At 70.5% G+C, this 13,295-nt stretch carries 14 protein-coding genes; 10 read left to right on the top strand and 4 right to left on the bottom strand.

Translation table 11 applies throughout. The features are described 5' to 3' along the window. Position 1 precedes the first annotated feature (1 nt). From ACZL02_RS13415 to ACZL02_RS13380, 8 genes are all read left to right on the top strand, one after another. Entirely contained in the window at positions 2-910 is a 909-nt protein-coding gene (locus ACZL02_RS13415; protein WP_472936986.1) for a DUF58 domain-containing protein, read from the top strand. Then, positions 894-1,373 carry a DUF4381 family protein gene (locus ACZL02_RS13410; protein ID WP_472936987.1) on the top strand — a complete coding sequence of 160 codons (480 nt, stop codon included), beginning with the start codon at positions 894-896 and terminating at the stop codon, positions 1,371-1,373. The genes ACZL02_RS13415 and ACZL02_RS13410 overlap by 17 nt, the downstream gene beginning before the upstream one ends. Beyond that, positions 1,373-2,443, top strand: a complete 1,071-nt coding sequence (locus tag ACZL02_RS13405; protein WP_472936988.1) for a VWA domain-containing protein — start codon at positions 1,373-1,375, stop codon at positions 2,441-2,443. Before ACZL02_RS13410 ends, ACZL02_RS13405 begins: the two co-directional genes overlap by 1 nt. Further along, positions 2,440-3,354, top strand: coding sequence for a VWA domain-containing protein (locus ACZL02_RS13400; protein WP_472936989.1), 915 nt, complete (start codon positions 2,440-2,442; stop codon positions 3,352-3,354). The genes ACZL02_RS13405 and ACZL02_RS13400 overlap by 4 nt, the downstream gene beginning before the upstream one ends. Beyond that, positions 3,351-4,202, top strand: coding sequence for a hypothetical protein (locus ACZL02_RS13395; protein ID WP_472936990.1), 852 nt, complete (start codon positions 3,351-3,353; stop codon positions 4,200-4,202). Before ACZL02_RS13400 ends, ACZL02_RS13395 begins: the two co-directional genes overlap by 4 nt. 5 nt (positions 4,203-4,207) lie before the next feature. Further along, entirely contained in the window at positions 4,208-5,599 is a 1,392-nt protein-coding gene (locus tag ACZL02_RS13390; protein WP_472936991.1) for a hypothetical protein, read from the top strand. A 236-nt stretch (positions 5,600-5,835) separates the two neighbouring features. After that, positions 5,836-7,101: a hypothetical protein gene (locus ACZL02_RS13385; protein ID WP_472936992.1), complete on the top strand. Its 1,266-nt coding sequence runs from the start codon at positions 5,836-5,838 to the stop codon at positions 7,099-7,101. A 21-nt stretch (positions 7,102-7,122) separates the two neighbouring features. Then, a complete protein-coding gene (locus ACZL02_RS13380) occupies positions 7,123-7,998 on the top strand; it encodes a COG3904 family protein (protein ID WP_472936993.1) in 876 nt (291 codons plus the stop codon). A 221-nt stretch (positions 7,999-8,219) separates the two neighbouring features. Here ACZL02_RS13380 and ACZL02_RS13375 read toward each other — a convergent pair whose 3' ends face one another. Then, positions 8,220-8,789 carry a fasciclin domain-containing protein gene (locus ACZL02_RS13375; protein WP_472936994.1) on the bottom strand — a complete coding sequence of 190 codons (570 nt, stop codon included), beginning with the start codon at positions 8,787-8,789 and terminating at the stop codon, positions 8,220-8,222. 248 nt (positions 8,790-9,037) lie between these two features. On the opposite strand from ACZL02_RS13375, the gene ACZL02_RS13370 reads away from it, so the two are divergent. Continuing rightward, positions 9,038-9,448, top strand: a complete 411-nt coding sequence (locus ACZL02_RS13370; RefSeq protein ID WP_472936995.1) for a (R)-mandelonitrile lyase — start codon at positions 9,038-9,040, stop codon at positions 9,446-9,448. On the opposite strand, the gene ACZL02_RS13365 is transcribed toward ACZL02_RS13370, so the two are convergent. Beyond that, a complete protein-coding gene (locus ACZL02_RS13365; protein WP_496258437.1) occupies positions 9,421-10,338 on the bottom strand; it encodes an alpha/beta fold hydrolase in 918 nt (305 codons plus the stop codon). The genes ACZL02_RS13370 and ACZL02_RS13365 overlap by 28 nt on opposite strands. A 177-nt stretch (positions 10,339-10,515) precedes the next feature. Then, a complete protein-coding gene (locus ACZL02_RS13360) occupies positions 10,516-10,761 on the bottom strand; it encodes a hypothetical protein (protein ID WP_472936996.1) in 246 nt (81 codons plus the stop codon). A 535-nt stretch (positions 10,762-11,296) separates the two neighbouring features. Here ACZL02_RS13360 and ACZL02_RS13355 point away from each other — a divergent pair. Next, complete coding sequence (locus tag ACZL02_RS13355) at positions 11,297-12,340, top strand: ribonuclease T2 family protein (RefSeq protein ID WP_472936997.1); 1,044 nt, start codon at positions 11,297-11,299, stop codon at positions 12,338-12,340. Between the two features lie 121 nt (positions 12,341-12,461). Here the strand turns inward: ACZL02_RS13355 and ACZL02_RS13350 are convergent, their stop codons facing one another. Further along, positions 12,462-13,163: a winged helix-turn-helix transcriptional regulator gene (locus tag ACZL02_RS13350; protein ID WP_472936998.1), complete on the bottom strand. Its 702-nt coding sequence runs from the start codon at positions 13,161-13,163 to the stop codon at positions 12,462-12,464. Positions 13,164-13,295: the final 132 nt, after the last annotated feature.

The following is a 13,295-nucleotide window of genomic DNA, read 5'->3' as shown; positions in this document are numbered from 1 at the left end:
CATGCTCGACGAGGCGATCAGCGACGGCGTCACGCTCCCGACCGACCGGCTCCTGTGGATGCGCCACCTCATCGACGCCGGCGAGGCGGGGGCGGGGGCGCGCACCATGATGCTGCCGGGCGGCATCGTCACGCGCCGGCGCGGGCGCGGGCTCGAGACCGACGACATCCGCCCCTTCCTCTACGGCGACGACGTCCGCCATATCGACCGCAACACCACGGCGCGCACCGGCAAGCTGCATGTGCGGACGTTCCGCGACGAGCGGGAGCGCTCGGTGCTGCTGGTCGCAGACTTCCGGCCTTCCATGCTGTTCGGCACGCAGCGGGCGTTTCGGTCGGTGGCGGCTGCCGAGGCTTTGGCGCTTGCCGGCTGGCGGACGGCCGGGCAAGGCGGGCGCGTCGGCGTCTTCGCGGCAACTGCCGGCGAGACCTTTTTCCAGCGGCCGGGCGCCGGCGACCGGGCGATGAAGGCTGTTGCCGGGCGGCTGTCGGCAGCGCACGCCGCCGCGCTCGGTGGCAAGCCCGTGGAGGATCCGCCGCTCGACCGCATCCTCGAGGCGGCGTCTCGCGCGCTGCCGCACGACGGCACGCTGCTGCTCGCCACCGCGCTCGACCATCCCGGCCCCGATTTCGAGGCCGTGATGCGCGACGTCGTGCACCGGGCGGCACTCGACGTGTTCCTGATCGCCGACGCCTTCGAGGCAGCGATGCCGGCGGGGCGCTATCCGTACCTCGCGCCGTCCGGTCGGCGGGAGACCGGCGAGGTGTCGGGGCGGCCGGCCGAGCGCGACCTCGACCGGCGTGTCCGCCAGTTGGAACGGCTCGGCGCCCGCGTCATCGTGCTGCCGGCGGCGGAGGAGCCGCTGGCGCTGGCCGGCCTGATCGAGGGGTTCGATGCCAGACGCCGCTGAACTGCCGGACACGGCGAAGATCCTGGAAGCCCTGCGCCCGGCCCATTTGCCGCCGGCAGCGGACTTCGGCTGGGCCGACCTCATGCTGCCGGTGGCGCTCGGCCTGCTGCTGGCGCTTCTCGTCGCGCTGCTCTGGCCGCGGCGGATCAAGGGGCGCCGGCGGGTGTCGCTGCGGGTTCTGAGCGAACTCGAGGCGGCACGGGCTCTGCCGCCGGCGGACGCGATCCTTGCCGAGGCGCGCCTCGTCCGGCGCTTCGTCGCCCTTCGCGATGGCGCGGCGGCAGCACGGCTCGAGGGCGAGGCCTATGCCGCCCATCTCGACCAGCGTTTTGGCACCGACTTCTTCACCGCGGGCGCCGGGCGGCGGCTGATCGCCCTCTATGCGCCGGGCACGCCGGACCGCGCCGAGGCAGATGCGGTGGGGCAAGGGCTGAAAAATCTCCTTGGCGGGGTTCGCGCCTGATGGGGAATTTCGACTTCGCCTTTCCGCTCGCCTTCCTGCTCCTGCCGCTGCCGTTCCTCGCCCTGCGCTGGCTGAAGCCGGTCGGCGAGGCGGGCGGCGCGCTGCGGGTGCCGGAGACGCTGACGGCCGATTTTGCCGCCGGCGATGCCGTGCTCTCGGCGGAAAAGCGGCGGCTGCTGCTCGCTTGGCTGTTGTGGATCCTGCTGGTGACGGCGATTGCCGGGCCGCGAACGGTGGTGGCGGTGCCGGCGGCGCCCGCATCGGGCCGCGACATCATCCTCTCGCTCGACGTTTCCGGCTCGATGGAGCGGCCGGACTTCGAGCTCGACGGCGCCAAGAGGCGGCGGATGGATGTGCTGAAGCTGTTGGCGCGGGACTTCGTGCTGCGACGGGCCGGCGACCGGGTGGGGCTGGTGATCTTCGGTGAGCGGGCGTACGTCGCCTCGCCGCTGAGCTACGACGTCGAGGCGGTGGCGAAGGTGGTCGACGGCATCGACGTCGGCCTCGCCGGCCGTTCGACGGCGATCGGCGAGGGCCTGGGGCTGGCGTTGAAGAAGCTGTCGGACAGCGACGCCAAGGCCAAGGTGGTGATCCTCCTCTCGGACGGCGCGCAGAACGCCGGCACGGTGCAGCCGGACTCGGCCGCCGCGCTGGCGAAGTCGCTGGGTATCAAGGTTGACACCATCGCCATGGGGCCGCTGGACCTTGCCGAGGGCGAGCGCGGCGACGAGGGGGTCGACACGGCGACGCTGTCGGCGGTGGCGAGCGAGGCGGGCGGGCAGACGTTCCGCGTGCGCAACACCGAACAGCTGCGCGAGGTCATGGACGCGATCGACGCGCTGGAGACCAGCCCGAGCGCTGCGCCGGCGACCATCGTCCACGCCAGCCTGTGGCCCGTTCCCGGCCTGCTGGCGCTCCTCGTGGTCGCCGTGATGATGCTAGGTCGGCGGCGCCCTTCGCTGGCCGCGCTCACCCGCCTCGGGGGCGGGCTGAAACGCCGCCGCCGTGGCGAGAGCGGCACCGGCGGGCCGGCCCGTGCCGGACGGCAGGACCTCGGGAGGGCGGCATGATCGCGGTCGAGCACGCCGGGCTCCTGCGGCCCTGGTTCCTCCTGGCGTTGCCGGTGGTCTTGGTGCTTGCGGGGCTCGCGACCCGGCGGGTGGCCGCGCTCGGCGGCTGGTCGGCGGTCATCGATCCCAAGCTGATGGACGCGCTCGCCCGGCGCGGGGCGGTGGTCGCCGGCCGCGGACGGCGCAACCTGACGCTGGCGGGTATCGCGACGCTCCTTGTGCTGGCGCTGGTCGGCCCGGCGATCGAGCGGCCGGCGGCGGAGAGTTTCCGCAACCTCGACGGCACCGTCGTCGTGGTCGACCTGTCGCGGTCGGTCGCGACGGCCAAGGGTTTCGAGGACGCCCGCAGCGCCGCGCAGGCAGCGCTGGCCGCCTCCGGCACGCGGCAGGCGGCGCTCGTCGTCTACGCTGGCGAGGCCTTCATCGGCGCGCCGTTCACCTCGGATCACGCGGCGCTGTCGCGCACGATCTTCGGTCTCGACGCCAAGACAGTGCCGGTCCAGGGATCGCGGCCCTGGCTGGCACTGGACCTCGCGCTCGAGCTCCTCCGGCGGTCCGGCGTGGTGGCGGGCGATATTCTGCTGGTCTCCGACGGCGGCGCCTTCGGCGAGGAGACGCGGGCTGCGGCGCTGCGGATCGCCGAGGCCGGCTTCCGGATCGACACGCTGGCGGCGCAGAGCGCCATCGGCCGCGACGGCAATCCCGGCGAGCTCGCAGCGCTCGCCGGGCTGACCGGCGGGGTCGCCGGGGACGTCGCCCGGCCCGAGGCCGTGGCTGCGGCGCTCGCCGACAACGCCGCCAGCCGGATCGGTGCGAGCGATTTTCAGGCGCTGGCCTGGCGGGACCTCGGGCCTCTGCTGCTGATCCTCGCGCTGGTGCCGGCGTTGATGCTGTTCCGGCGGCCGACATGAGGCGGCTCGTCGCGGTGTTCTGCCTGTCGGTCGCGACGCTGGCGGTCGGCGTCCTCGGCCCGGGGCGCGAGAGCGTCGCGCGGCTGGCGCTGTCGGCCGGCCTGCCGCGGCTGGCGGCGGCGGTCTCCGCCGACCCCGGGCTCGAGGGCTATGCGCTCCTGCAGGCCGGCGACTTTCCGGCGGCGGCCGCGAGGCTGGAGGACCGGCATGACGCCATATCCGCCTACAACCGCGCCGAGGCGCTCGCCCGCAGCGGCGACGTGCCCGGCGCGATCGGTGCCTACGAAGCGGTGCTGGATAGCCATCACGTGACCCGCGCGCTCGTCGCCGATGCCGGCGCCAACCGGCAATTGCTGCTGGCCGTCGTCGGGCTCGACGCGCAGACCGGTGGGCGGGCGAAAACCAATGCCGCAGCTTTCGGCGAGAAGGACCGCTCGTCCGGAGATCCGAGCGACAGCGGCAAGGAGACGGCGACCTCCGGCGCCGGGCGGGCGGGCGACAAGGAGAGCAATTCGCAGGCCAAGGCACCGGGCGGCAGCCGCGTCGCGCGGCTCGGCACCTCGCGCCAGGGCGAGGAGAGCGGCATCGGCGACGCCCGCGGCTCGGCCGGCGATGCCGGTGGCGCCGGGCGCTCCGGCGGGCAGGCGAGCGCGGCCGCCATCACCATGGCCGAGATGCAGCGCAACGTGCAGAAGCGAAATGCCGCGCGCTCGGTGCCGGCGACGCGGCAATGGCTGAAGACCATCGCCGACGACCCCGGCGCCTTCCTGAAGCTGCAGCTCGTCGCCGAGATGGAGCGCCGCAAGCGCGAAGGTCTGGCGCTCCAGGCATTGGCGGACACATGGTGACGGGCATGCCCACTGCACGGGGAAAGGCCCGTTCCGCGCCGGGCCCGGCAACGCCAGGCCGCGGTTTGTCCGGGCGGCGGTGGCTGTTCCTCTGCTGGCTGGTGCTCGCCTTGCTGCCGGGTCTCCTCGTCAGCGGTTCTGCGCGCGCTGGCGACAAGCCGCCCGAGGCTTTCGGCGAGGTGAGCTTCGAGATGCCGGAGGGCGGCGCCTATCCGCAGGAGATGATCACCATGGTGGTCCGCTTCTACTTCGAGGTGCGCGCGACGACCGAGCAGCTGGAACAGCCGGACCTCGGCGAACTCGGCTGGACGCAGACAGGCCGCGACAGCTGGGCGCCGACGACCATCGGCAGCGCCAACTGGTTCGGCTTCACCCGCCGCATCGCGGTCTTCGCGCCGGAGGCGAAGACCTACGTGATCCGGCCGTTCACCCACCACGTGACGTTGATCGACGCGGCCGGGGTGCGCTGGAAGGTCGACGCCAAGTCGAAGCCGACCGAGCTGAAGATCCGAAAATGGACCGGCCGCACCGACGGGCCGGACGACGAGAATGCCTGGTGGCTGCCGGCGAAGTCGGTCGCCGTCACCGACGCCTGGTCGGTCGACCCGTCGACGCTGAAGGCGGGCGAGACGACGCGGCGGCGGGTCGAGCTGACGGCGGTGGGCGTCACCGCGGAGCAGTTGCCACCGACGGTCGAGGGGCAGGCGCCGGGGCTGATCGTGTTCGGCGGGCCGGTGGAGCGGCGCACCGAGATCGTCGACGGCGTGCCGGTCGGCCATGCCGTCTATGCCTATGACATCCGCCCGCACACCGGCGACCCCGTGGTCCTCAAGGAAGTGCTGATTCCCTGGTTCGATACGGCATCGCGGGCGATGCGCCAGATCGTCGTGCCGGGCGCGAGCATCGGCCAGGGCATGATCATTCCCGGCCAGCCTATGGGCGAGGACCCCGCTGAAGCCGGGCCGTCGCGTCTGGTGCTCGGGCTTGGCGCAGGGGCCTTGGCGTTCCTCGCCGGGCTCGGCGTGCTGCTGGCGCCGGGGCGGCGCGACCGGGCGCCGGTGGCGGGGCAAGCGGCGGAAGCGCTGCGCGCGCTGCGGCAGACCCTCTCCGTCCGCCGCGCGGCCTTTGCGAGCGACCCGGCGGCGCTGCGGGCGGCGGTCTACCGTCTGGCGCGCGAGGATGGTCCCGCCGGCGGGATCTGGCTCGCCGATCCGCAGGCGCAGAGCGCGCTGGCTGGGCTCGATGCCGCGCTGTTCGGGCCTGGCGGGTCCGCCGACGGCCGGGCCGGATGGCGGCCGATCGTCGCCGCCGTCTTGGCAGCGCGACGCCGGGTTCTCGCCGCGCGGGCGCCCATCGCGGAGACCGCGACGGACGCGCCATCGCCTTTCGGGCGTTAACTGCGATCGCAGTTTCGCGTCCCACACCGCACCGTGTGGGACCGCTGGTCTGTTCACTCGCCCTTTCTTGGTCTTAATATCTCATTAACGCTGCATCGTGTGATCGCAGCCATCGGGCGGCGCCCGACCAAGCTCCGTCCTGCCATCCGGCCGGCGCGGATGGCGGTGTTTCAGCTCCGGTCCGTCACGGAACGCCACCTGGCGAACCGCCGATTGACGTCTCATCGAAAGCGTTCATGAGCAGTTCCCAGTCCTACACGCTGCGCGGCCAGATTCGCCGGCTCGAGACCACCACGCAGGTGACGCTCGCTGTGCTGGCGCTCGGCAGCGGCGTCTTCACCTATCTCGGCGTGCGCGAGCTGCTGGACGGCTCGGCGACGACCGTCTTCCTCGGCGCCGTGATCTATTCAGGCGCCGTGTCGGTCGCGATCTTCGCCTTCTGGTCCTACCTGATGCGGCTGATGCCGCACGTGCGCCAGGCCGGCAGCCGGAGGATGCTCTACCTCGCCATGCTGATGGGCGCGGCGATGATCATGGCGATGTCGTCCTGGCTCAACGCTTCGGCCCTGGCCGGCTCGGCAGCGCTCGAGCAGCACCTCGCCAACACCACCGAGGAATATCAGCAGAAGTTCAACGCCGCGAACGAGAACGCGCTCGCTGCGCAGAGCCTCCTGCCGGACCTGCAGCTGGCCGCCCAGCGCTTTGCCGGCCTTGCCGACATCGAGCGCCAGGGCGGGCTCACCGGGACGTCCGGTTCGGGCACCGTGGTGCAGCTGCTGTCGCAGATGTCGACGCAGCTGTCGGGCCTGCAGGCCGAGGTGGTCGCTTCGCGCACCGCCGTCGAGGCGCTGTTTGCCGAGGGCGGCAAGCGGCTCTCGAAGATGCGTGAGCTCGTCTCCTCCGGCGGGCCGATCGACGAGCGCGCTAATGCCTATGCCGAGGAGGCGGTGAAGCTCTCCGGCTTGATCAGCAACCTGCAGCAGACTTCCGTCGCGCCCTCCGTCAAGCGTGCTGCCGACGATCTCGGCCAGAGCTTCATCGCGCCGATCGCGGGGGCGGGCGACATCGACCTGCAGAACCGCCAGAGCGAGGTGGTCGGCCGGGTCGAGGCGGCGGTGAAGGCGCAGAGCGTCGCGCTGTCGAGCGCTGCCGACGAAATCCTGGCGCGGCCGGTGGTCGAGCCGCTGCGCTTCACCCCGCTGTCGGCACCCGAGGCGGTGATCCGCTATGCCGGCGACTTCCTGCCGTCCTGGGCCGGCGCCATAGCCATCGACCTCGTGCCTGGCGTCCTCATCTTCATCCTCTGCATCATCCAGGACGTCATCCGCCGCGAGGAAGATGATGGGCTCGACGAGAGCGAGATGAGCACCGCCGACCTGATGCGGGCGCTGCAGATCCAGAAGAAGCTGCGCGACGCCGAGGCCCGCACCGAGGTGGAGGTGGACGAGGTCCGTTCGCCCTCGGGCGCGGTCGTGCCCTACAGCGTGGCTGGACCGCGATAGTCCACGGCGAGACCGCAGGCGATGACCGACGAGGACTTTCCCCCCAGCCGTTTCGAGCTTCTGTTCCGGCGGATACCGGAAGGCACCGTGCTGCGCGGCGTGTTCCTGGCTCTTCTCGGCATGGCCATCGGGATCGTCGGCCTCGACTACTATCAGATGACGCAGGCCGCGGCCGATTCCGCGCGCACGGCCCGCACCGAGCCGCTGCCCTTGCCGCGCCCGACGCCGGGTGACCAGATCCGGCCCTATCTGCCGCGCACCATCCCGGTTGGTCCCGACCGGGGACGGCCGGTTCTGCCGGGCTATGACGGCCCGGTCGACGGCGAGGCGATGTCGCAGCCGATGCGCTTCATCGAGGCGGGGGACGGCGAGGTGACCGCCATCGGCCGGATCGACCCCGGCACCGCAGACCTTCTGGCAGCGCTCCTCGCCCAGCCGGACGAGCGCGTGAAGACGCTGGTGCTGCACTCGCCCGGCGGCTCGGTCTCCGACGCCATCGCCATGGCGCGGCTGCTGCGCGAGAAGAAGATCGACACGCGCGTGCCCGCCGACGGCTATTGCGCCTCCGCCTGTCCGCTGCTGATGGCCGGCGGCGTGCAGCGGCTGGCGGGCGAGAGCGCCTGGATCGGCGTCCATCAGGTCTATGCCGTGCCGATGTCGGAGACGACGCAGCCGCGCGATGTCGACGCCTCGATCGCCGACATCCAGCGGACGATCGCCGAGTGCCAGCAGCTGCTCGTCGACATGGGCGTCAAGCCGGAGGTCTGGATCAAGGCGATGACCACCCCGCCGGACGAGCTTTACGTGCTGACGCCGAATGAACTCGCGGATTTCGCGGTGGTGACGCCGGAGCGCTTCGGCCCGCCCATGCCGGCAGGGCTACGCCCGGCGGCGTGACGGGGAGCCCTTTGGGGCGGGCGCAGTCCGTATCCGGAAGCCGCAGCAGCGAGCCGACCTCGCAATTCAGGCGGTTTGGAATAGACCTCGGGTCGAACCTGGGACCACGAAACGCCGGGTATTCGACGACCACCGCTATTCCGAGAACCCCAAACCAACCAGACAAGCAAAGGCCGGAAAACTTGCGTTTCCCGGCCGGTCTTGTGGAAGGTTGAAGCTGCTTATTCCGGCATCAGCACGGTATCGATGACGTGCACGACGCCGTTCGACTGCATCACGTCCGCCTGGGTGACGGTCGCGACGCCGCCCTTGGCATCGGTGATGGTCAGCTTGTCGCCGGACATCGCGAGCGTCAGCGTGCCGCCCTCGACAGTCTTTACCACGTGCTTGCCGCCATCGTCCTTGATCATCTGCATGGCAGCGGCCGAGGTCGCTGCGGCCGGTACCACATGGTAGGTCAGGATCTTCGTCAGCATCGCCTTGTTCTCAGGCTTGACCAGCGTGTCGACGGTGCCGGCGGGCAGCTTGGCGAAGGCTTCGTTGGTCGGCGCGAAGACGGTGAACGGACCCTTGCCGCCGAGCGTCTCGGCAAGACCGGCGGCCTTCACGGCGGCAACCAGCGTGGTGAGGTTGGCGGCCTTGGAGGCGTTCTCCGGAATGGTCTTGGCCGGATCCATCGGGGCACCGCCGACCATCGGCATGTCCTGTGCGAAGACGGCAGACGGCGCGGCAACGGCGGTTGCTGCAAGAAGAAGGGCCATGCTGGTATTGCGGATCGTGCTGCGGATCATGTGGTCTCTCCCGGTGAAACAGGCCTCTCGGTGGAGGCTCGCTGGTAGATACGGCGGGAGCGCCGGAAAGCTTGCCCTGGGGGTTCACAAGCAGGATCACCCCTGCGCGAGACGCGCGTGACCGCAGCCGTTGGCTTTCCACCGAGGCCGCGGACGCTAACTAGAAGCGCGAGCCGGGACGATGCCGGCGCGATGTCGATCAGGGCCACCCGTGGCCGGCGACGGCGTCACAAGCAAGGATAACGACCATGTTGATAGAGCGCAGCGGTTCGCAGCCATCGAAGCCGGGGCCGGCAGACTATTTTACCGGAGAGGTGCGGATCGATGCGCCCTTCCAGGGCACGGCGCCGGCTGCCGTCAGCGGCGCGACCGTGACCTTCGAGCCGGGCGCGCGCACGGCCTGGCATACCCATCCGCTGGGGCAGACGCTCATCGTCATCGCCGGGCTCGGACGGGCGCAGCGCGAGGGTGGTCCGGTCGAGGAAATTCGCCCGGGCGACATCGTCTGGTTCGAGCCTGGCGAGAAGCACTGGCACGGCGCGGCCCCGGCGACAGCGATGACCCATATCGCCATTGCCGAGCGGCAGGACGGCAAGGCCGTCGACTGGCTGGAACAGGTCAGCGACGCCGATTACGGCGCGGCGATCGCCAAGGGCTGATCCGCGGGCGGCGGCACGATCCGGTCGAGCCAGGAGGTGAGACTGGCGAGGCCCGTCCCGCGGAAGGGCTCGGTCTCGCGCAAGGTCTCGTGCCGGGCGCCGTCGACGAGGATGGTCGTGATGTCGCGGGTACCGGCAAGGCGAAGCTTGTCGGCAAGCTTCGTCAGCGCCGCGCCGTAGGCGGTTACGGGATCGGCACTGCCGCAGAGGAGATGCACCGGCAGCCCGGAGGGCAGATCGCCGCTGAGCACGCCGCGATCCGCCATCGCGACAAGCGCGATCAGGTCTTCGGCCATCGAGATGGTGGGCGTCCAGCCGCAGAGCGGGTCGTCGAGATAGCGGTCGACGGAAACCGGATCATGCGACAGCCAGTCGGCCATGGTGCGGCGGGGGACGATCGCCTTCCCCCAGGCTTCGATCGTCGCCCGGGCGAAGATCTCGCTCTTCACGTCGGAGCCCTTCAGCGCCTTCTCGACCTTCAGCGCCAGCACGGCGGTCTTTTCCTGCAGCGTCATCGCCGGGTTGGCATTCCAGACCGCGAGGCCTGCGAGGGACCGGCCATGCTTCAGCCCGACATGCAGCGCGATCAGCCCACCCATGGAATGGCCGAAGACCACCACCGGCAGAGCGTGATGGTGGATGGCGGCATGGTCGAGCACGGCGTGGACGTCGGCGACGACTTTCTGGGCGCCGCGGCTGTGAGCAAACCGCCGCAGCGGTGCGTCGAACGCAGACGTCGACCCGTGGCCACGGTGATCGGGCGCGTAGACATGAAATCCCGCCGACGCCATCTCGCCGGCAAACCGGGCATAGCGGCCGGCATGCTCGGCCAGCCCATGCAGCACGAGCATCACCCCACGCGCGGGGCCTTTCGGGGCGGCATGGTAGATATTGATCAGCGCGCCGGTCGGGCTGTCGAGGCTGAAGCGGTCGTCGTACAGGGGAACCTCGAAGCTTGCGGGCGCAGCCGCTCATTTTCCACGGATCGCCGGGTGACGATAGCCCGGAAATCTCCGGCACGCGGCTGCGAAGACGAACCTTGCTCGCAGAGGTGCAAGCGACGCTCGCTAGCCCTCGGTGGGCAATGGGGCGCCTTCGTCGATCATGCGGGCCATTTCCTCGCGGGCAGCCTCCAGCGCGATCACGCGGGTCCGGGCGTGGTGAATGTGATCCACATTTGCGGGTTCGCGGTCGGCAGAAATGGCCTTGGCTGCCTCGTGGCCGGCGAGTTCCAGAACGGCTTTCCGGTATTCGGCCCTTGCGGCGTCGAGCGCTGCGTTCATGGCGTTGGTAAGGTTTTCGGCCGTCGACATCATTTATTCTCCGCTAGGCGTCCTCGACCACAAGCTGGCCAGACAGTGCTGCCTCAACAAGACAACGGCGCTGCGGTTGCCGCACGTTCTCTCATAAAGGCCATCCGAGGCGGAGCAACCGCGGATGGGCCGGCGATCTGTGGTCGTTCCAAAGCCGAATAAGGCTCTGCCGAGCGGCTTTCGGAGAAGGGCGGGGAGGGGCAGATCGCGGCCGTGGCTTCCTCTGCATTTCCAAACCGTGTTTTCCAAGTGCGATGTCCGCAGGCGGCGAGGCTCAGACAAGGAAACAGGCTCCTTCCGACACGGTGAGAGCCGGGAAACACTCCATAAAGCTCGGGGTAGCGGCGACGGGTCGATGATCGCTGGAGGGCCGATGCCACTACGACGTAACGGTGGAGACGGCGTAATGGCTGGCGGTGCGATGCCAAATGTCGGCACGGCCACGCAAATTCCGGTGGCGAGACGGCGGGGCCGGCTTGCGGGTCGGCGGGCGATGGGCGATCGTTTGGGCCACTGTTACGGACGGGATTGCCGCATGCGCCTCAGCCTTGTTCTCGCGGGCCTTTCCGCGCTCCTGCTGCCAGGCCTTGCCGCCGCGCAGCCGACGGTGGATGGCACGTTCGTTGCCAGCCGGGCGTGCCCGGCGCTGCAGAGCATCCGCCGCGGCGAGAATCCGGGCGACGTGATGCTGAAGGTCGGCGAGGGATACCGGCTGATCGCCCGCAACAAGGTGCCGGGGACGCACTACTGGCTGGTGGTGCCGGGCGCCTCGCCGGAGCGGCGCTGGGTGGAGATGACCTGCGGCACCCGCGTCGAAGGGACCGGCGAGAAGCGCGCGGGCACGGGCGGCAAGGCTGCAGAGGGCAAGGCTACCAACGGAAAGGGCAGCACGGCCGGCAAGGCACCGGCACCCGCGCCAGGCAGCCCGTCGACGCAGAACCTCCTCGCGCTCAGCTGGCAGGCGAGCTTCTGCGAGCGCAATGGAGCGAAACCCGAATGCGCCAGCCAGACCGCCGGCCGCCCGGACGCGACGCGCTTCTCGCTGCATGGGCTCTGGCCTCAGCCGCGCGGCCGGGAGTATTGCGGGATCGCTGAAGATGTCATGCGGACCGACGACGACGGACGCTGGCGCGATCTGCCGAAGCCGGAGCTCTCCGCCGCCACCCGCATGGGCCTGGAGCGCCTGATGCCGGGAAGCCAGTCGGCGCTCGACCGGCACGAATGGATCCGGCACGGCAGCTGCTACGGCCCGGCGGAAACCTATTTCGCGGACTCTGTCCGGCTGGTGGATGCGGTGAATGCCTCGCCCGTCGGGGCGCTGTTTGCCGGGCGTGTCGGCAAGGCCGTGACGTCGCAGGAAATCCGGGCGGCCTTCGATGCCGGTTTCGGGCCCGGCGCCGGCGACCGTGTGCGTGTCACCTGTGAGCGCGACGGCGACCGGCAGATCATCGGCGAAATCACCGTCGGGCTGGTCGGCGCGATCACCCCGGAGGGCGATGTCGGCGCTCTGATGAGGGCGGCCGCGCCAACCAAGCCCGGCTGCCCGGAAGGCATCGTCGACCCCGTCGGTCCGCAGTGACGTCCTGACAGACGGCAGTTGTCGCGGGAGCGGACGGTGACGGTTGGGGGCCACCGGGCTGCGGCGTTGGCACGGCAGCGGGGCCGGCAAAGCCGGGCCGGTCGGCACGCTTCGCTGCGCGTCAGTCGGGACACGGGGCCGCTGGCGGCAACGGGAAGAGCGTGACGAAGCGCTCGGCGAGCGACCAGTCGCCGTCGATCTCCAGCGCACCAGCATCCTCCAGCACGCCAAGCTTCTGCCCGCCATGCAAGGCGGCAGCCATGGCGTGCGGCGGTCCGGTGAAGACGATATCGGCCCCGTCCACCGGCGCGGCTGCAATGTCGATCACGCCGCCGACGAGGTGGGCAAGAAACGTCTCGGCGCCGAGGCGGAGGCCGACGCGGATGTCGAGACCCGCAGCCCGCCCCGGATCCAGCAGCGTGCGCAAGGTCAGGATCAGTCCGGCGGCGCTGATCGGCAGTCGCGGATCGTGCCGCGGCGAGCGTGCCGCCCAGCGTCCGAGCGCCCGCAGGATCGGCTCGCTCTCGAGGCCCCAAGGGGTCAGCGCGTAAACCGGCGCGTTGGCAGGCGGCGGCAGCCGGCGCCGGGTGAGGATGCCGGCGCGCTCCAGTCCTTCGAGGCGCTGCGTCAGGACGTTGGCGGAGAGGCCGGGCAAGCCCGCGCCGATGTCGCCGAAGCGCTTGGGGCCGAGCAGCAGCTCGCGCACGACCAGCAGCGCCCAGCGCTCGCCGACGAGATCGAGCCCATGCGCAGCGGCGCATGCATCGTCGTAATGCCGGCGCTGCAGGGGTTTCGCCGTCGCGGTTAGTTTAGATGATCTCATGGTTATGTTTAATAACCATTGCCTCTGCCTGCGTCAAAGGGCTTGAGTCCAGCGGCGATCCGGCGGCGCCTCAGGCGGCCGTTCAGATTTTCCGGAAGGCAGCAGAGTTCGGCCCTCGTGAGCGGAGATGCC

This window comes from Mesocryomonas fontinalis (genome assembly GCF_055730125.2).
This window is presented reverse-complemented; position numbering and strand designations above follow the sequence as displayed.